General features: G+C 61.3%; 20 protein-coding genes. 11 read left to right on the forward strand and 9 right to left on the reverse strand.

Annotated elements, in window-relative coordinates:
• Window positions 1-39 precede the first annotated feature (39 nt).
• Complete coding sequence (locus tag AADA15_RS11990; RefSeq protein ID WP_341641789.1) at window positions 40-2,181, reverse strand: ATP-binding protein; 2,142 nt, start codon at window positions 2,179-2,181, stop codon at window positions 40-42.
• Window positions 2,182-2,508: 327 nt separating this feature from the next.
• Here AADA15_RS11990 and ispH point away from each other — a divergent pair, with 327 nt between their 5' ends.
• The 6 genes from ispH to AADA15_RS12020 all read left to right on the forward strand — a co-directional run bounded on the left by ispH (window position 2,509) and on the right by AADA15_RS12020 (window position 6,407).
• The gene (gene ispH, locus AADA15_RS11995; RefSeq protein WP_341641790.1) at window positions 2,509-3,507 is read left to right on the forward strand and encodes a 4-hydroxy-3-methylbut-2-enyl diphosphate reductase; all 999 of its coding nucleotides are present in this window, start codon (window positions 2,509-2,511) and stop codon (window positions 3,505-3,507) included.
• A gap of 130 nt (window positions 3,508-3,637) precedes the next feature.
• Window positions 3,638-4,252, forward strand: coding sequence for a LysE family translocator (locus tag AADA15_RS12000; RefSeq protein WP_341641791.1), 615 nt, complete (start codon window positions 3,638-3,640; stop codon window positions 4,250-4,252).
• The gene (locus tag AADA15_RS12005) at window positions 4,249-4,701 is read left to right on the forward strand and encodes a DUF3429 domain-containing protein (protein ID WP_341641792.1); all 453 of its coding nucleotides are present in this window, start codon (window positions 4,249-4,251) and stop codon (window positions 4,699-4,701) included. The genes AADA15_RS12000 and AADA15_RS12005 overlap by 4 nt, the downstream gene beginning before the upstream one ends.
• Window positions 4,698-5,297, forward strand: a complete 600-nt coding sequence (locus AADA15_RS12010) for a class I SAM-dependent methyltransferase (protein ID WP_341641793.1) — start codon at window positions 4,698-4,700, stop codon at window positions 5,295-5,297. Before AADA15_RS12005 ends, AADA15_RS12010 begins: the two co-directional genes overlap by 4 nt.
• The gene (gene rnhA, locus AADA15_RS12015; RefSeq protein ID WP_341641794.1) at window positions 5,290-5,760 is read left to right on the forward strand and encodes a ribonuclease HI; all 471 of its coding nucleotides are present in this window, start codon (window positions 5,290-5,292) and stop codon (window positions 5,758-5,760) included. Before AADA15_RS12010 ends, rnhA begins: the two co-directional genes overlap by 8 nt.
• Window positions 5,761-5,783: 23 nt before the next feature.
• Complete coding sequence (locus tag AADA15_RS12020) at window positions 5,784-6,407, forward strand: trimeric intracellular cation channel family protein (protein WP_341641795.1); 624 nt, start codon at window positions 5,784-5,786, stop codon at window positions 6,405-6,407.
• 5 nt (window positions 6,408-6,412) lie between these two features.
• Here the strand turns inward: AADA15_RS12020 and AADA15_RS12025 are convergent, their stop codons facing one another.
• The 5 genes from AADA15_RS12025 to def (AADA15_RS12045) all read right to left on the reverse strand — a co-directional run bounded on the left by AADA15_RS12025 (window position 6,413) and on the right by def (AADA15_RS12045) (window position 9,213).
• On the reverse strand, window positions 6,413-6,649 hold the full coding sequence (locus AADA15_RS12025) for a GlsB/YeaQ/YmgE family stress response membrane protein (protein ID WP_341641796.1): 237 nt from the start codon (window positions 6,647-6,649) through the stop codon (window positions 6,413-6,415).
• A 90-nt stretch (window positions 6,650-6,739) separates the two neighbouring features.
• Window positions 6,740-7,645 carry a methionyl-tRNA formyltransferase gene (gene fmt, locus AADA15_RS12030; RefSeq protein ID WP_341641797.1) on the reverse strand — a complete coding sequence of 302 codons (906 nt, stop codon included), beginning with the start codon at window positions 7,643-7,645 and terminating at the stop codon, window positions 6,740-6,742.
• A 14-nt stretch (window positions 7,646-7,659) separates the two neighbouring features.
• Window positions 7,660-8,157, reverse strand: coding sequence for a peptide deformylase (gene def / locus AADA15_RS12035; protein ID WP_341641798.1), 498 nt, complete (start codon window positions 8,155-8,157; stop codon window positions 7,660-7,662).
• Window positions 8,154-8,660 (reverse strand): peptide deformylase, encoded by a 507-nt coding sequence (def, locus tag AADA15_RS12040; RefSeq protein ID WP_341641799.1) that lies wholly within the window; start codon window positions 8,658-8,660, stop codon window positions 8,154-8,156. The genes def (AADA15_RS12035) and def (AADA15_RS12040) overlap by 4 nt, the downstream gene beginning before the upstream one ends.
• Window positions 8,661-8,694: 34 nt before the next feature.
• Entirely contained in the window at window positions 8,695-9,213 is a 519-nt protein-coding gene (gene def / locus AADA15_RS12045; RefSeq protein WP_341641800.1) for a peptide deformylase, read from the reverse strand.
• Window positions 9,214-9,312: 99 nt separating this feature from the next.
• On the opposite strand from def (AADA15_RS12045), the gene AADA15_RS12050 reads away from it, so the two are divergent.
• Window positions 9,313-10,485 (forward strand): MalY/PatB family protein, encoded by a 1,173-nt coding sequence (locus AADA15_RS12050; protein ID WP_341641801.1) that lies wholly within the window; start codon window positions 9,313-9,315, stop codon window positions 10,483-10,485.
• Between the two features lie 93 nt (window positions 10,486-10,578).
• On the opposite strand, the gene AADA15_RS12055 is transcribed toward AADA15_RS12050, so the two are convergent.
• Entirely contained in the window at window positions 10,579-10,947 is a 369-nt protein-coding gene (locus AADA15_RS12055; protein WP_341641802.1) for a hypothetical protein, read from the reverse strand.
• Window positions 10,948-11,178: 231 nt separating this feature from the next.
• Here AADA15_RS12055 and AADA15_RS12060 point away from each other — a divergent pair, with 231 nt between their 5' ends.
• The 4 genes from AADA15_RS12060 to AADA15_RS12075 all read left to right on the forward strand — a co-directional run bounded on the left by AADA15_RS12060 (window position 11,179) and on the right by AADA15_RS12075 (window position 15,413).
• Complete coding sequence (locus tag AADA15_RS12060; protein WP_341641803.1) at window positions 11,179-12,153, forward strand: glutathione S-transferase family protein; 975 nt, start codon at window positions 11,179-11,181, stop codon at window positions 12,151-12,153.
• A gap of 141 nt (window positions 12,154-12,294) precedes the next feature.
• Window positions 12,295-13,272 carry a threonine-phosphate decarboxylase gene (locus AADA15_RS12065; RefSeq protein WP_341641804.1) on the forward strand — a complete coding sequence of 326 codons (978 nt, stop codon included), beginning with the start codon at window positions 12,295-12,297 and terminating at the stop codon, window positions 13,270-13,272.
• Window positions 13,269-14,180 carry an adenosylcobinamide-phosphate synthase CbiB gene (cbiB, locus tag AADA15_RS12070; protein ID WP_341641805.1) on the forward strand — a complete coding sequence of 304 codons (912 nt, stop codon included), beginning with the start codon at window positions 13,269-13,271 and terminating at the stop codon, window positions 14,178-14,180. The genes AADA15_RS12065 and cbiB overlap by 4 nt, the downstream gene beginning before the upstream one ends.
• 60 nt (window positions 14,181-14,240) lie before the next feature.
• Window positions 14,241-15,413 (forward strand): lytic murein transglycosylase, encoded by a 1,173-nt coding sequence (locus tag AADA15_RS12075; RefSeq protein ID WP_341641806.1) that lies wholly within the window; start codon window positions 14,241-14,243, stop codon window positions 15,411-15,413.
• Here AADA15_RS12075 and AADA15_RS12080 read toward each other — a convergent pair.
• Window positions 15,410-15,769, reverse strand: a complete 360-nt coding sequence (locus tag AADA15_RS12080) for a hypothetical protein (protein ID WP_341641807.1) — start codon at window positions 15,767-15,769, stop codon at window positions 15,410-15,412. The genes AADA15_RS12075 and AADA15_RS12080 overlap by 4 nt on opposite strands.
• A 90-nt stretch (window positions 15,770-15,859) precedes the next feature.
• A complete protein-coding gene (locus AADA15_RS12085; protein WP_341641808.1) occupies window positions 15,860-16,327 on the reverse strand; it encodes a YbjN domain-containing protein in 468 nt (155 codons plus the stop codon).
• Between the last annotated feature and the right edge of the window lie 56 nt (window positions 16,328-16,383).

Consider the following 16,383-nt stretch of genomic DNA (forward strand, 5'->3'; position numbering starts at 1 on the left):
TCTACCAAGGGTGCCTTTTGCATTCAGGCAACGCCACTGTTACCCAGATGCAGAGCCTGCGGCAGGAGGGAGGCCGTCCCGCAGAGGGGCATTCTTCAAGGAGGTCCCCAGTGGAACATAGCGCTCAAGCACCTTTTCAAGCGCCGCAATCGTGACGGGCTTGGACAGGTAATCATCCATCCCGGCCGCCAGGCAGCGGTCCGCCTCACCCTCCAGCGCATTGGCCGTGACCGCAATCACCGGGGTGTGCGGACGCCTCTCCTCTGCCTCGACATCCCGAAGATGCTGTGTCAATTCGAAACCATCCATGACTGGCATCTGACAATCCGTAAGGACCGCGTCGAACTGCCCCGTTTTCCAAGCCTCCAGGCACTCTTTCCCGTCCCGCACCACAACAGCGGAATAGCCCAGAAGCTCCAGTTGGGATTCAAGGACGGCCTGATTGATCTCGTTGTCCTCCGCCACCAGGATCCGACCACCGCCGGATGCTCCACGAGGTTTTTTCCCCGCCACCGGCATCTGACTTTGACCTGGGCTGCGCCCCGAAAGATAGGCAAGCCCGTCCCAGAAATGACTGGGCAGGATAGGCAGGTCCTGGACGGCGTACTGGCTTTTCGTTCGCATTCCGCTCACCTGGGTCCGGTCCCGGTTGAACAAGAGCAGCTTAACATCGGGGGCATCTTCGGCGAGCCGGGCGCGAAGCCACTCGCTGGTGCGATCCTGAGATGTAGACGCCGCAAGCACGAAAATCTTGTTGGGATCCGCGTCGCGAGCCATCGAGAGAAATTCATCCCGGTTTGACACCCATTTGATGTCGCAATCCGCAGCCAGGGCATAGGAGGACCAACTGGCGCTGTCGCCCCCTCTTGGCAACATGGCGACGATCTGCGTTCCCGAAAGACGCAGGCATTTGAGCGGACCCGAGCCATTCACGACGGGCAGACGCAGGGTAAAGACCGACCCTTCACCCAGGGTGCTGCTCACAATCACTTCTCCGCCCATTTTTTCGGCGAGCTGTTTGACGATGGTCAGGCCAAGCCCATTGCCCTGGATCATCCGCTTGACCACATCGCCCGAACGTTCGAAGGGTTGGAAGATTGCGGCCTGGACGTCGTCATCCATTCCGATACCATTGTCTTCGACCACGAATTCGATCCGCTCGGCCTCATCCATTTGCACTCGCAGCTTCACGACCCCGCAGGGCTCATCCTTTTGCGGGGCCGAAAACTTGATCGCATTGCCCAGAAGATTCAGCAGGATCTGGCGTAGGCGCCCGGCATCCCCTTGTATGATATCGGGCACATTGGCCTGAACCGACAGGGAGAGTTCGACCCGCTTCTGATCTGCATGAGCGCGCAGAGTTTCCGCTACGCTTTCCACGACCGGCAACAGACGCATGGGAGCGTTGGACAGTTCCATCTTGCCCGCTTCGATCTTGGACACATCGAGGATGTCATCAATGATCCACAACAAGGCAGAAGACGATTCCTTGATTGCATGAAGAATACGCCTCTGCTCGGTCGAAAGCTGTGTATTCTCGAGGATTTCGACCATCCCGATGACGCCATTCATTGGCGTACGGATCTCATGGCTCATGGCAGCGAGGAATTCGCTCTTGGCGCGGTTCGCCTTGCGCTCCTTTTGATGGGAATTCCACAGTTCTTCGCTGTAGGCATCGGTCAGTCGCCCGAAGGCCATCATTTCGACCATGATGATACCGAAAATCGTCAGCATGATAGGCACCGACAGGTAGCTGCGCGAGAACTCTTCGTCGAAAATGGCCGGGCCCCAATAGTCATGCCCTAACAACCGATAGCCAACCCAGGCGCACAGGATACCGACGATAAGGCCCATGATCAGTGGCTTTTCCCGTTTCAAGGAAAAGGTCATGAAAGGCCCGCCAAGCAGGGCCACAAACATCATCTCGGCGTTGCTCGCAGGATGAAGTGTGAACACGGCCCCAAGGACGGCCAGAAGCCCCGTCGTGTACCATATCATCCGCGCAATCAAAGTATGAGTGGTCTGCACCATGTACCAGGCAGTCGCCGACCCAAGGCCCGCCACAAAGGCAATTCCAAAGACCGCCGGTTCCTGAAGATAAATGCCGAATACCGCCCACAGCGCGCCAAGGATCATGACAAGACAGGCCGTGCTCCGCACAGTGCGGAAACGGCGATCCATGTTGTCTTCCAGTGCACTACGCTCCAGGGCGGTGCTGGTTCGCTCTGCGTTCTTTCCGTTCGCCACTCTGGCCCCCAAAAACCCATGGATGCTCTGCGAAAAAGGATCGCTTCACAAAGAATGGATCAGCGAGCCTTGCGCCCATCCTGCTCAACCATGCCGACATCAGGTTAATTTTCCGTCATTTTGGCGGTATCGTCCCACCGGATCACACCTGCGGGCGGATCGAATTCAGCACCACAGCCAAGGGCCGGGCGTCACCTTTCCCCGGAGCCTCTGGACCTTACCGGCAGAAAACCCTACCTCTGCCCTGCAAGGAGATGCGCGATGACACCCGAGACCCGAGATACCAATTTGCAGGCTGGCACCGCTCAGGGCACCAAGCCGCCTTTGACCCTGTTTCTTGCGGCACCGCGCGGGTTCTGCGCGGGCGTTGACCGGGCCATCAAGATCGTCGAAATGGCGCTCGAGAAATGGGGGGCGCCGGTCTACGTGCGCCACGAGATCGTGCACAACAAATACGTGGTGGACGGGTTGCGCGCCAAAGGCGCTGTCTTTGTTGAAGAACTGGACGAATGCCCGCAGGACCGCCCGGTGATCTTTTCAGCCCACGGGGTGCCCAAATCTGTCCCGGCCGCGGCCGAAGCGCGTCAGATGGTCTACGTGGATGCGACCTGCCCGCTGGTCTCCAAGGTGCATATCGAAGCCCAGCGCCACGCCGAGGCAGGCCTGCAGATGATCATGATCGGCCATAAGGGCCACCCCGAAACCATCGGCACCATGGGACAGCTGCCCGAAGGTGAGGTGCTGCTGGTCGAAACCCCGGCAGATGTGGCCACCGTTGAGGTACGCGACCCGAATCGGCTGGCTTATGTCACCCAGACCACCCTTTCGGTGGATGACACCAAGGACATCGTTGCCGCCCTTGAGGCCCGTTTTCCCAGTATCGTCGGCCCCCACAAGGAAGACATCTGCTACGCCACCACCAACCGTCAGGAAGCGGTCAAGGCTGTCGCGCCCAAGGCGGATGCCTTGCTGGTTGTCGGCGCCCCCAATTCCTCGAATTCCCGTCGCCTGGTCGAAGTCGGCGCAAAGGCGGGCTGTGCCTATTCGCAACTGGTGCAGCGAGCCGAAAACATCGACTGGCGCGCGCTGGACGGCATTACGAGCGTGGCCATCACGGCAGGCGCCTCGGCTCCGGAGCTTCTGGTGAACGAGGTGATCGACGCCTTCCGGGATCGCTTTGACGTTACCGTCGAAACGGTAGAAACAGCCGTGGAGCGGGTCGAATTCAAGGTGCCACGCGTTCTGCGCACCCCGGCCTGAGGACAAATCTACCCTCCCGAAAGGCTTCACGCGACAGATCGTGTCTTGCCACCTTGGGGGACTCCCCGCTGTGGGCATCTCGTGCTACCAAAAGGTGGATCGCGCTGTGCACAGACACTGGAGGCCCTTTATGATCTCACTACAATTCCTGATCACCGCCCTAGTGGTTGTCATCGCGCCGGGCACGGGTGTGATCTACACGCTGGCACTTGGCCTCGGTCAGGGCGCACGAGCCTCTGTCTGGGCGGCGTTTGGGTGCACTCTGGGCATCCTGCCCCACCTTGCCGCGGCCACGCTGGGACTGGCGGCGGTGATGCATAGCTCTGCTGTTTTGTTCCAGATCGTCAAATTCGCAGGCGTCGCCTATCTGCTTTATCTCGCATGGCAGGCGCTGAAATCCGGCGGAGCCCTCGCGATCTCATCGGAAACCCGCTCTCAGCCGGGGCTGCGCATCGCGCGACGCGGCGCCCTGATCAATATCCTCAATCCCAAACTGTCGGTCTTTTTTCTTGCCCTGCTGCCGCCTTTCCTTTCAGGCAATCCAGCCAGCGCCACCTCCGAGATGGCGCTGCTTGGCGCGATCTTCATGGCGCTGACATTCCTCGTCTTCGTGCTCTACGGTCTTTTCGCCGCCAAGGCCCGCGATCTGATGCTCGGTTCTGAGCGTGTTCTGACCTGGCTCAACCGCGGCTTTGCAGCGATCTTTGCCGCTCTGGCCGCCCGGCTGGCCCTGGAGCGCGCATGATGAGAATCCCCTTTGCCCCGCTGATACTTGGCCTTGCCGGTCTGATCCCCTTCATCTGGGGCGCGGCCACCACGCATCTGCCCGATTTGCAGGCCTGGGGCGCGGTTGAGCTGGGGCCGCGCTTTGTTGGACCCTATGTGCAGCTGTTCTATGGCTCCGTGATCCTCAGCTTCATGTCCGGCGTCCTCTGGGGCTTTGCTACAAAGGCCTGCGGAGCGCAGGCCGCGCTTGGCTACGGGCTGTCGGTCGTCCCTGCGCTTTGGGCATTTTTCATGACCGGTGGCGGCCCCGAAGCGGCCGCACAGAACCTGATCTACGGCTTTGCCGGTCTTCTTCTGCTCGACTACGTCTTTTTCCTGTGGGACCTGACGCCCCCATGGTGGATGCGCCTGCGGCTGCTGCTGACGGCGATCGTTCTGCTCTGCCTCTCTGTCGGGGTATACCTGTGAGCGATAGTGAAACACTCGCGGTCTATGCCCGCGCGGCAGCGGACTATGCCAAGGGTTTTGCCCGCAGCAAGGATACCGATCAGGAAGAGGACTACGCCGCCTTCACCGAACGGCTGCCCAAGGGCGCACGGGTGCTGGACCTCGGCTGCGGCCCCGGCCACTGGGCGGCACGGCTGTGCGATGACGGTTATGACACGGATGCGCTGGATGCCTCGGCGCAGATGGCAGAGCATGCTCGTACGGCATATGGGCTCGACGTCATGATCGGCACCTTCGAGGCGCTGGAGACAGAGGCAGAATACGATGGCATCTGGGCCAATTTCAGCCTGCTGCATGTCCCGCGCGCCGATTTCCCCACAGAACTTGCCCGCATCAAACGCGCCCTGAAACCGCGCGGTACCTTCAGCATCGGCATGAAACTGGGCAGCGGAGAGGGACGCGATTCCCTGGGGCGCTTTTATGCCTATTACGGTGAGGAAGAACTCAGACAGCTGCTGGCCGACGCCGGGTTCACCGTCTTTCGCAGCCGCAAGGGGAATGGCAAAGGACTGGCTGGCGCCGAGGAAACCTTCGTAGTAATGACCGCCCATGGCTGATCTTTTTGCATATACCGACGGAGCCTGCTCCGGAAATCCCGGCCCCGGCGGATGGGGCGTTCTGCTGCGCGCAATTGAGGGCGACCAGATCGTCAAGGAGCGCGAACTTCAGGGAGGCGAGCCCGAGACCACCAACAACCGGATGGAGCTTTTGGCCGCGATCAATGCGCTCGAAAGCCTGAGCCGCCCCAGCAAGATCACCATCGTCACCGACAGCAACTACGTGAAGAACGGTATCACCGGCTGGATCTTCGGCTGGAAGAAGAACGGCTGGAAGAATGCCGCCAAGAAACCCGTGAAAAACGCCGAACTATGGCAACGCCTTGATGCGGCACAGCACCGGCACGATGTGACCTGGGAATGGGTCAAGGGCCACGCAGGCCACCCCGAGAACGAGCGCGCCGATGAGCTGGCCCGCGCGGGCATGGCCCCGTTCAAGAACGGCAAGCGCAAATCGGCCTGAGCCGAAGACCGGAGAAGCAGCCCATGACAGTTCTGACGCTGCTTGACTACGCTTCGGTTCTGATCTTTGCCCTGACCGGCGCCTTGGTGGCCAGCCGGGCGCAGCTTGATATTGTCGGCTTTGCCTTCGTGGCCTGCCTTACGGCGGTGGGCGGCGGCACGGTGCGTGACCTCCTTTTGGACCGCCACCCTGTGTTCTGGGTGGATGATCCGAATTTCATCCTCCTTGCAACCGGTGCCGCCGGAGTGGTCTTTGTCACGGCCCATCTGGTGGAAAGCCGGATGAAATGGGTGATCTGGCTCGACAGTTTCGCCCTTGCCGTCGCGGTTCCGGCAGGCACCGGCGCGGCCATCGCCATGGGCAAACCGCCGGTGATCGTGGTGCTGATGGGCATGGCGACCGGATCGCTGGGCGGATTGATGCGGGACGTGGTCTGCAATGAGGTGCCGCTGGTGCTGAAACAGGGCGAGCTCTACATCTCCTGCGCCATGGCCGGGGCAATCACTGCCGTCACGGCGATCTGGGCCGGAGTGGACACGGGGCCTGCCCTTTTGGCCTGCGCAGTTGTGTGCTGGGCACTGCGCGCGGGATCCATCCTGTTTGGCTGGCACCTGCCAGTTTACAAAAGCCGCCCGCCGCGCGGCTGACACCGCTATTTCTGAAAATACTTCTGCCAGATCCAGATCAGCGCCAGGGCACCGAGGACGGCACCCACGAACCCCGACAGCATACCCATCACCGCCAGAAGCGTGCGCAGAACCAGACCGCCGATCACAGCTCCCGCCATGCCGATGGCAACCGTGGTGATGATATCCGCCTCGATCCGCATCAGCCGCGTGGCCAGAAACCCGGCAGCGGCCCCGATGATGACAAGCGCGACAATGGGCATCTCATTCTCTCCACAAACACGGCGAAACAGAGACAGGATTGCATCCCTGCCTCACAAAAGAAAGGGCGTGCGCGCTACAACAATCGCAGACTACAGGCGCGTGCCCTTTGCCACCGGAAAGCCGCGCAGGAAGACATCGCGATCCTGCGCGCCCTTGCCTGCCCTTTGCAAGCGCAGCAGCTCCACCGCGCCACTGCCGCAGGCCACCGTCAGTGCATCATCCAGCACTTCGCCCGCCGCGCCGGTGCCTTTCACAAGGCGCGAGGCCAGCAGTTTCACCCGCTGACCGTTGATCTCGCACCAGGCACCGGGAAAGGGCGACAACCCGCGTATCTTGCGATCCACTTCTTGCGCCGGTTTGCTCCAATCGACCTGCGCCTCGCCCTTGTCGATCTTGGCGGCATAGGTGACGCCCTCTTGGGGCTGCACTTCGGGTGTCAGCTCGGGCAGGCTTGCCAGCGCCTCGACGATCAGCCCGGCGCCCATTTCCGACAGTCGGTCGTGCAACCCAGCGGTGGTTTCCTCACCCCCTATGGGGGTCGATTGGCGCAAGAGGACCGGGCCGGTGTCCAGCCCCGCCTCCATCTGCATGATGCAGATGCCGGTTTCCGCATCGCCTGCCATGATCGCCCGGTGGATCGGCGCCGCGCCGCGCCAGCGCGGCAGAAGGCTGGCGTGGATATTGAGGCAGCCCTGTTTCGGGGCATCAAGAACAGCCTGCGGCAGAATCAGCCCATAGGCCACGACCACAGCGATATCGGCCTCAAGTGCTGCAAACGCAGCCTGCTCTTCGGCTCCTTTCAAGGACACCGGATGGCGCACCTCAAGGCCCAGTGCCTCGGCACGTGCGTGAACTGGCGTCGGGCGGTCCTTCTTGCCACGTCCTGCCGGGCGCGGCGGCTGGCAATAGACAGCAGCGATCTCATGCCCAGCCTCGACCAGGGCATCCAGCACCGGGACGGAAAACTCGGGCGTTCCCATAAAGACGACGCGCATGGCCCTGCCCCCCCTCAGCCGGTCAGTTTCTTGGATTTGCGGATCAGCATGTCGCGCTTCACCTTGCTGAGACGGTCGATGTAAAGCTTGCCGTTCAGATGGTCGATCTGATGCTGGACCGATGTCGCTTCGATGCCCACAAAATCCCGCTCGGTGATCTCTCCGTGTTCGTCCATGTAGCGCACGGTGACAGCGCGGGGGCGTTTCACCTTGGCCGACACCCCCGGAAGGTTGGGCGAGGCTTCCTCGTGTTCGCGCAGCTGGGTCGAGGCGTGCAGAATTTCGGGGTTGGCCATACGCACCGCCTTGCCGCGCTCGGTCGAGCCATCCACGACGGCCAGGCGCAGCATGACCCCGATCTGGTTGGCACCGAGGCCCACGCCGGGCATTGCCTCCATCGTGTCGATCATGTCCTGCCAGATCTGGCGGATCTCGTCGGTAATCTCGGTGACTTCTTCGGCGCGGGTACGCAGGCGTTTGTCGGGCCAGGGCAGGCAGGGGCGGACGGTCATTCGGTGTTCCCTTTCAGGGCGGTGTATTCAGCCTCAACTGCCGCGCGGGCCTCGGGCGTCAGGTGATCGAAGGTCAGGGTGCCGTTCAGATGGTCGAATTCATGCTGGATGCAGCGGGCCTCGAACCCATCGAAATCGGCCATGTGAATGTCCCCCTCGGCGGCGGTCCATTGCACGGTGACGGCCACGGGGCGTTCAACCGGCACCATGACGCCAGGGATCGACAGGCAGCCTTCTTCCATGGTCACCGGGACGCGTTCAACCGCCATGATGGAGGGGTTGATCATCACCATCGGAGAGCGCTTGCCCTCTTTCCAGGTGCAGTCCATCACGAAAAGCCGCTTCATCACCCCCACCTGCGGCGCCGCCAGGCCCCGGCCATTGGCGGCGTACATGGTGTCGAACATATCGGCGATCAGATCGTCGAGATGTTCCTGCTCCACCGGCGCACAGTGCTGCGTCAGCCGTGGATCGGGCCATTTAAGGATCGGGAGAACGGCCATGGTCAGACCCTCATGCTCAGAAAGGCGGGGTGTTTCAGTCCCGCGCGCGCTCGCGTTTCAGCTTTTGCATCTTGCGGGTGATCATCTGTCGCTTCAGCGGTTTCAGGTAATCGATGAACAGCTTGCCGTTCAGGTGGTCGATCTCATGCTGCACGCAGGTCGCCCAGAGGCCATCAAAGGTCTCGCTCTGCTCGCGCCCGTCGCGGTCCATCCATTTCACCTGCACCTCCTTGGGACGGGTGACTTCGGCGTATTGGTCGGGGATGGACAGGCAGCCTTCCTCGTAAACGTTGGTCTCATCAGAGGACGCGACGATCTCGGGGTTGAACATTACCAGCGGGCGCGCATCGCCCTCGCCTTCCTTGATGCAGTCCATCGCGATCACCCGCTGCAGGATACCCACCTGCGGCGCGGCCAGACCGATACCCGGCGCGGCATACATGGTTTCCAGCATGTCGTCGGCCAGCACGCGCAGCTCGTCCGAAATATCGGGCACGGGCACGCAGACCTTCTTCAGGCGGGGGTCGGGATGGATCAGGATCGGACGTTTCATGGGCATGATTTAGGCGATTGCACCCGGCCCTGCAACGCCCCCCTTGCGCGCAGCGCCATTGTGCGTAGCTTCGCTGTCAGACAAACGGAGATTAAAGCCATGGATTTTGACACCCTCATCGACCGCCGCGGCACCCATTGCGCCAAATGGGACATGATGGAGAGCCTTTATGGCGTCTCGCCCGATGATGGTCTGGCGATGTGGGTGGCGGACATGGATTTTGCCGTGCCGTCCGTTGTCACCGACAAGATGCGCGAGATGGCCGATCACGGTGTCTATGGCTATGTGAACTGCGAAAAGCCCTACAAGGATGCGATCCGCTGGTGGATGCAGAACCGCCATGGCTGGGAGGTGGAGGCCGATGCGATCTTCACCACCACCGGTCTCGTCAACGGTGTGGGCATGTGCCTTGATACCTTCACCAAGCCGGGTGACGGCATCGTTCTGTTCACGCCTGTCTATCATGCCTTTGCCAAGGTGATCCGCAACGCGGGCCGAGAGGTGGTCGAATGCCTGATGACCAACACTGATGGCCGCTACGAGATGGATTTCGACGCCTATGACGCCCAGATGACCGGCAAGGAAAAGATGGTCATCCTCTGCTCACCGCATAACCCCGGTGGTCGTGTCTGGAGCCAGGCCGAACTACAGGCGGTTGCGGATTTCGCAAAACGCCACGATCTGATCCTCCTGTCCGATGAGATCCACCACGATCTTGTCTACCCCGGCCATACCCATATACCGATGCAGAACGCCGTGCCCGAAGCGACCGAGCGGCTCCTGATGCTGACAGCCCCGTCGAAAACCTTCAACTTTGCCGGGCTGCACACGGGTCAGGTTATCATCCCCGATCCACACCTGCGCGAGCAGTTCCAGCGCCGGATGCTGGCGCTTGCACTGGCGCCGAACTCGGCCGGGCAATACGCCACCGCCGCAGCCTATTCGCCCGAGGGCGCCGCATGGGCCGACGAACTGGTTGCTTATCTGGATGGCAACCGAAAGGTCTTTGACGCCGCGATCGAAAAGATCCCCGGGCTGTCCTCGATGCCCTTGGCCGCGACTTACCTGTCCTGGGTCGATTTCTCTGGCACCGGCATGAGCCGCGAGGAATTCACCACGAGGGTCGAACAGGGCGCAAAGATCGCCGCCAACCACGGCACCACCTTTGGCACCGGCGGCGAGAATTTCCTGCGCTTCAACCTTGGCACCCAGCGATCCCGCATCGAAGAAGCCTGCGCGCGTCTGACCGAGGCCTTCTCGGATCTCCAGTAATCAAAACAAAATGGACGCGGCATTTGGGCTGCGTCCACAGATGCAATCAACCGACTGCCCTAATAAGTGAAGCGGGCTTTCTGCAGCGAGAGATTACGCCTCGCCGTGCAGCCCGTCATAGGAGATCAGGCCCACGGGCGCATCCGGTGCGCGATAGAAGTCAAGCGGAGCCTGATCGGCAGCAGCCGTCGAGCGCTTGAAATCATACCGCATCTCTCCGCCTTCCGCCTCGGAGGCAACGATCAGACACTGCGACAGATGGCGGGCGCCATCGTAAAGGTCCACCAGGCCGCGCAGTTGCGGCGCGTTGGCCTCCTCCACGGAAAACCCATCTTTCCACATCCGCAAGACCGGGAATTGGGACTCGCCAACCTGAACGCGCAGGCGGCTTTTCTTTTTCATACCCTGAATACGTGCGGCATCCAGCGCTTCCTGAACGGCCCTCGGAACATAGGTGGTCATGACGCATGCCTTCCTGATGTGGATCTTCTGATCTGCAACGAGTCCCAAGATGACTCACAATCACCTAAAATCAAGTGAACTTTTCTCAAAATCCGGCGCCTGTTGCCGCAGCCGTGAGGCCATCAGAAACAGGAGTGTGCAGATCCGCAGGGTGGCTGCGCGCCTATTGGCGTGGGCTGAAAGTCAGAGTCTGCCTATTTTCCAGGGCTGGAACGGATAGGAGCGAGATCGATGGGCCTTTTGGTTGACGGAAAATGGCATGACAAATGGTACGATACAAAATCCACGGGCGGTGCCTTCGAACGCTCGGTGTCGCAGTTCCGCAACTGGATCACGCCGGACGGAAGCGCTGGCCCTTCGGGCGATTCCGGCTTTACCGCCGAAAGCGGGCGCTATCATCTCTATGTCTCGCTTGCCTGCCCCTGGGCGCACCGGACGCTGATCTTTCGCCGGTTGAAAGGCCTGACCGATCATATCTCGGTCTCGGTGGTGCACCCGGACATGCTGGATCGTGGCTGGACCTTTCAAAAGGACGATCACGGCGCCACGGGGGACACTCTCTTTGGCCATGACTACGCCTATCAGATCTACACACGCGCGGATCCCACCTATTCAGGCCGTGTCACGGTGCCGATCCTCTGGGACAAACAGCGCGAAACCATCGTCTCGAACGAAAGCTCGGAAATCATCCGCATGCTCAATTCGGCCTTTGACGATCTTACCGGCAATCACGACGACTACTGGCCGGAAGAGCTGCGCGAGCCGATCGAAGCGGTGAACGCGCGCATATATGACACGCTCAACAACGGGGTCTATCGCTGCGGCTTTGCCACCACTCAAGAGGCTTATGACGCGGCGATCGCGCCCCTGTTCGACACGCTCGACTGGCTCGAAGACCTGCTGTCCGAACACCGCTACCTGCTGGGCACCCGCGTCACCGAAGCAGACTGGCGCCTTTTCACCACCCTCCTGCGGTTCGACCCGGTCTACCACCTGCATTTCAAATGCAATCGCAAGCGGCTGATCGATTATCCGAACCTCTGGGCCTATACGCGCGAGCTGTACCAATGGCCCGGTGTCAGGGAGACCGTGGGCATGGATCACATCGTGCGCCACTATCACTATAGCCACGACACCATCAACCCGAGCCGCATCCTGCCGATCAACCCGGTGATCGACTGGGAGGCCCCGCACGGGCGAAGCTAAGGAATTCCCTACTTTGTATGCCTTTTTGGCCAAAGTTTCCCGCCCTGATTGCGCCGACTGGTTGCTTTATCACCTGACCTGTTTCATACGGCTCAAGTCCGGCACCAGCCGATTGGTGCCTTCCTTGAGTCAGGGCCTCAAATGGCGGCGATCAATACGGCAACCGGCGATCTGAATTCTAAGGCCGCAGCGCGGGATCACGGTGGGAACCTGTCGGCTGCGATGGCGCGTTACGGCGGCGTTCGCTCTGACTGGATCGATCTTTCGACCGGCATCAATCCTGCGCCCTATCCCCTGCCGGAGTTTGCACCAGACGATTGGTCCGCCCTGCCAGACACCACCGCCGCTGAGGATTTGCACGCCGCAGCCCGCAGGTTCTGGAAAGTGCCGGACGGCGCGTCCGTCCTCAGTGCACCCGGGGCCTCTGCCCTGATTGCCCTGGCCCCGTCCCTCGCCGATGCCCGGTGGGTTCGGATCGAGACACCCACCTACAACGAGCACGCGGCGGCGTTCAAAGCCCAGGGCTGGCGCCTGGCTGAGTGTGAACCTGCGGAAGCCTGTGTCGCCGTGCACCCCAACAACCCCGATGGGCGCCTGTGGCAAGCGCGCGAGCTGACCGCTCCGTTTCGCATCATCGACGAGAGCTTTTGCGATGTCTGCCCCGAGCGAAGCCTCATTCATCTGGCTGACAAGCCTGGAACACTGGTGCTGAAAAGCTTTGGCAAGTTCTGGGGGTTGGCGGGGCTGCGGCTTGGCTTTGCCATTGGCGATCCCGCCTTGATCTCTCAACTCTCGGATCTGCAAGGCCCCTGGGCGGTCTCGGGTCCGGCCCTGAAAACCGGGATCAAGGCGCTGTCGGATACGGCCTGGGCAGCTGAGACCCGCAAGAGACTGGCACAGGACGCGCAGCGCCTCGACGGGCTGGTCTTGCCAAAAGGCGCCAAGCTGGCTGGGGGAACAGATCTGTTCCGGCTCTATCATGTTGAAGATGCCGCCGCCTGGCAGGACCGGCTGGCCCGCGCCCATGTCTGGAGCCGCATCTTCCCCTATTCCGCCAACTACCTGCGCCTTGGCCTGCCGCCGGCCCAAGGCTGGCAGCGTCTGGAGGCCGCCCTGTGAGTACTGCCGCCATTCTGGGCCTCGCCCTGATCCTCGATGCCGTATTCGGAGAGCCGCGCTGGCTCTGGGATCGCGTGCCGCATCCTGCGGTTCTGATGGGCCGACTGGTGAAAGAACTCGACGAGCGGCTGAACGCCGGTGCCGGACGCCGTTCCAAGGGCGTTATGGCGGTGCTGGTTCTGGTGGCGGCCGGTCTCGTCCTTGGCTGGGTGTTGTCGCTCTTTGGGCCTGCCGTCGAAATATTGGTGGCCGCGATCCTCATCGCACAACGTTCTCTCGTCGATCATCTCATGGCGGTGGTTCATGGTCTGCGAGGCGGATTGCAGGGTGGGCGCGATGCGGTGGCGATGATCGTGAGCCGCGACACCGCGGATATGACTGGGCCGCAAGTGGCGCGATCCGCCATCGAAAGCGGCGCCGAGAACATGTCTGACGGGGTCATCGCCCCGGCCTTCTGGTTTCTTTTGGGCGGGCTGCCGGGGCTGATCGTCTACAAGATGATCAATACCGCCGACAGCATGATCGGTTACCGCACCCCGCAGTACGAGGAATTCGGCTGGGCCGCGGCGCGGCTTGACGATCTTCTGAACCTGATCCCCGCGCGTCTGACAGCCATCCTGATGGCCCTTGCCGGAGGCGTTCTGCGCGACTGGCCATCGATTGCCGCAGACGCACGCCAGCACCGATCCCCCAACGCAGGCTGGCCCGAGGCCGCCATGGCCCGTGCGCTGCAGGTCGCATTGGCCGGACCGCGCTCTTACGACGGGACAATGCGCGATTTTCCATGGGTAAACGAGACAGGCGCCAAAAGCGCGGATGCCCACGCAATCCGCCGCTGTACCGAAATGCTCTGGAAGACATGGGGGCTTGGACTTGCGCTGACGGTTGCCATCGCGGCGATCTTCTAGCACAGAAGAAGGCAACGCCCCAAAGGCCACCTCCTGTTGTCTAGAAAGGACACCGAACGCATGCGCACACTGGCCCTTTCCCTCGCAGCTGCCGCGCTGCTTCCCGCAAGCGCCATGGCTCAATGCGGCGGCCGTTTTTCCGATTTCGTGCAAGGACTGAAACAGGAGGCCGTGACCGCAGGCTTTCAGCCCTCCACGGTCAATGCCTTCTTCAAGGGTACACAGCAGGACCCAAAGGTGCTGCGCGCGGACCGGGCGCAGGGGGTGTTTCAAAAACCCTTCATCGAGTTTTCCCGCCGCCTGATTTCCCAGAACCGGATCAACCGCGGCCGGTCCATGTCCGAGAAATACGACAGTGTTTTCCGGCGGATCGAAAGCACCTATGGCATCAACCGCGGTGTCCTTCTGGCCTTCTGGGCCTTTGAGACCGACTACGGCGCCGTTCAGGGGGATTTCAACACCCGCAACGCGCTGGTGACGCTAGCCCATGACTGCCGCCGTCCCGAACTGTTCCGGCCACAGATCTTTGCCGCGCTGGAGCTGTTTTCTCATGGCGACTTCGACCCGGCCACCACCACGGGTGCCTGGGCCGGAGAAATCGGCATGGTGCAGATGTTGCCCCGCGACATTCTGGAAAACGGCGTCGATGCGGATGGCGACGGCCATGTGACGCTCAAGACCTCGGCCCCCGATGCGCTGATGTCCGGGGCCAAGATGCTGTCCCACCTTGGCTGGCGCGGGAACGAACCGTGGATCCAGGAGGTACGCCTGCCCGACAGCATCGACCTGTCGCTCACCGGCCCGGCGCAAAAGCTGCCCGTGGCCGACTGGTCCCGTATGGGCGTTGCCCCGCGCGAAGGGCGGCTGCCCGACCCCGCGATGCCTGCCTCCCTGATCCTGCCGCAGGGACACAAGGGGCCGGCCTTTCTCGCCTACCCTAATTTCGACGTCTATTTCGAATGGAACCAGAGTTTTACCTACGTAATGACCGCCGCCTACTTTGCCACACGGCTGGAAGGCGCGGCCGTCTATGACGCCGGAAAGCCCGATCAGGGTCTCAGCGGTGCGCAGATGAAGCAGCTCCAGACCAAGCTGCAGGCCATGGGGTATGACGTCGGAGACATCGATGGCATCCTTGGCGCCAAGACGCGGAGCGCCGTTCAGGCCGAACAGAAACGGCTAGGCCTCCCGGCCGATGCCTGGCCGACGCCCGCGCTATTGAACCGGCTCTAACGTACGGGATATCGCTCTCCTGTTTCGGTGATCACCACCACACGATTGCCGCTGTGAACATAAAGATCACAGCGGGAGAAGCCATTTAGAAAGTCGACACACACACTCCCATCAGGGGCGAGGCGGTAGCTGCCCCAGCTGGTGCCACCGCCGTTCCCTGCAGAATAGGTGTAGGAATAGGCCCCGTTGGCACCAAAAGCCGCCTCGCCATCGTCAAAAAAGACAAACGACTGGCCTGGCAGGGCTGCAAGTTCAGCCGCGTCAAAAGGCCGATCCGTCTGGCGCAAGCCCCAAGCCTCAGCCAGACCAACTACCGGACAGAGTAAAAAGAGTGATGCAGAAAGAATATGTCTCATGCGCGTATCCTACCCCGGATACGCAGCAGGGCGGCGTCACGATCTGGTGACACCGCCCTGCCCTGCATATCTTACCTGATGGGCGTCGGCCTACCAGCCGATGAACTCCTCGAATTCCCTCATGCCCTGCGACCACATCGACACCTGGCGGGCAAAGTCATCGGCACTGATGCCGTCGCGCCCCATGAAGATGTCCATCTCGATCCGGGTTGACCCTTCTTCGGCCACATAGCTGCGGAGGAACCGGTTCTGCATGTTCCATTCGTTGATCGAGGCAAGCCGTACGGACCCGTTGGTCGCATAACCGGAAAAGAACTGCACCGCATTGCAGTTCACATTGTTATCGCAACCGAAGTAATAAACGGAAAACTCGTTCCCGTAATAATTCACGCGCAGCTTGGGATCACCCACATTGTCGGCCGTCGTTTCGACCTCAGCGCCCTCATCTTCAAAGAAGCGTGCAAGGCTACCAGCATCCGTTGCATAGAGGTTATCGGCCATTGCAGCCAAGGGGCACAAGGCAAAGGTAACGGCGGCAAGGGATCTGGCTAGATGCATAGGGTCTCTCCTGTGGTCTTTTGCAAGACCCTAAGCCGCTGGCGGTCCCCACACAA

Source organism: Phycobacter sedimenti, from assembly GCF_038148855.1.
GTDB lineage: Bacteria > Pseudomonadota > Alphaproteobacteria > Rhodobacterales > Rhodobacteraceae > Phycobacter > Phycobacter sedimenti.

What these genes read in the sequence shown, in the direction of transcription:
- def (WP_341641799.1), bottom strand. Translation starts at nt 8,660, where the DNA reads ATGGCCGTTCTCCCGATCCTTAAATGGCCCGATCCACGGCTGACGCAG.
- AADA15_RS12065 (WP_341641804.1), top strand. Translation starts at nt 12,295, where the DNA reads ATGGCGGCGATCAATACGGCAACCGGCGATCTGAATTCTAAGGCCGCA.
- AADA15_RS12000 (WP_341641791.1), top strand. Translation starts at nt 3,638, where the DNA reads ATGATCTCACTACAATTCCTGATCACCGCCCTAGTGGTTGTCATCGCG.
- def (WP_341641798.1), bottom strand. Translation starts at nt 8,157, where the DNA reads ATGACCGTCCGCCCCTGCCTGCCCTGGCCCGACAAACGCCTGCGTACC.
- AADA15_RS12060 (WP_341641803.1), top strand. Translation starts at nt 11,179, where the DNA reads ATGGGCCTTTTGGTTGACGGAAAATGGCATGACAAATGGTACGATACA.
- def (WP_341641800.1), bottom strand. Translation starts at nt 9,213, where the DNA reads ATGAAACGTCCGATCCTGATCCATCCCGACCCCCGCCTGAAGAAGGTC.
- AADA15_RS12075 (WP_341641806.1), top strand. Translation starts at nt 14,241, where the DNA reads ATGCGCACACTGGCCCTTTCCCTCGCAGCTGCCGCGCTGCTTCCCGCA.
- rnhA (WP_341641794.1), top strand. Translation starts at nt 5,290, where the DNA reads ATGGCTGATCTTTTTGCATATACCGACGGAGCCTGCTCCGGAAATCCC.
- fmt (WP_341641797.1), bottom strand. Translation starts at nt 7,645, where the DNA reads ATGCGCGTCGTCTTTATGGGAACGCCCGAGTTTTCCGTCCCGGTGCTG.
- ispH (WP_341641790.1), top strand. Translation starts at nt 2,509, where the DNA reads ATGACACCCGAGACCCGAGATACCAATTTGCAGGCTGGCACCGCTCAG.
- AADA15_RS12050 (WP_341641801.1), top strand. Translation starts at nt 9,313, where the DNA reads ATGGATTTTGACACCCTCATCGACCGCCGCGGCACCCATTGCGCCAAA.
- AADA15_RS12055 (WP_341641802.1), bottom strand. Translation starts at nt 10,947, where the DNA reads ATGACCACCTATGTTCCGAGGGCCGTTCAGGAAGCGCTGGATGCCGCA.
- AADA15_RS12085 (WP_341641808.1), bottom strand. Translation starts at nt 16,327, where the DNA reads ATGCATCTAGCCAGATCCCTTGCCGCCGTTACCTTTGCCTTGTGCCCC.
- AADA15_RS12020 (WP_341641795.1), top strand. Translation starts at nt 5,784, where the DNA reads ATGACAGTTCTGACGCTGCTTGACTACGCTTCGGTTCTGATCTTTGCC.
- AADA15_RS11990 (WP_341641789.1), bottom strand. Translation starts at nt 2,181, where the DNA reads ATGGATCGCCGTTTCCGCACTGTGCGGAGCACGGCCTGTCTTGTCATG.
- AADA15_RS12005 (WP_341641792.1), top strand. Translation starts at nt 4,249, where the DNA reads ATGATGAGAATCCCCTTTGCCCCGCTGATACTTGGCCTTGCCGGTCTG.
- AADA15_RS12025 (WP_341641796.1), bottom strand. Translation starts at nt 6,649, where the DNA reads ATGCCCATTGTCGCGCTTGTCATCATCGGGGCCGCTGCCGGGTTTCTG.
- AADA15_RS12080 (WP_341641807.1), bottom strand. Translation starts at nt 15,769, where the DNA reads ATGAGACATATTCTTTCTGCATCACTCTTTTTACTCTGTCCGGTAGTT.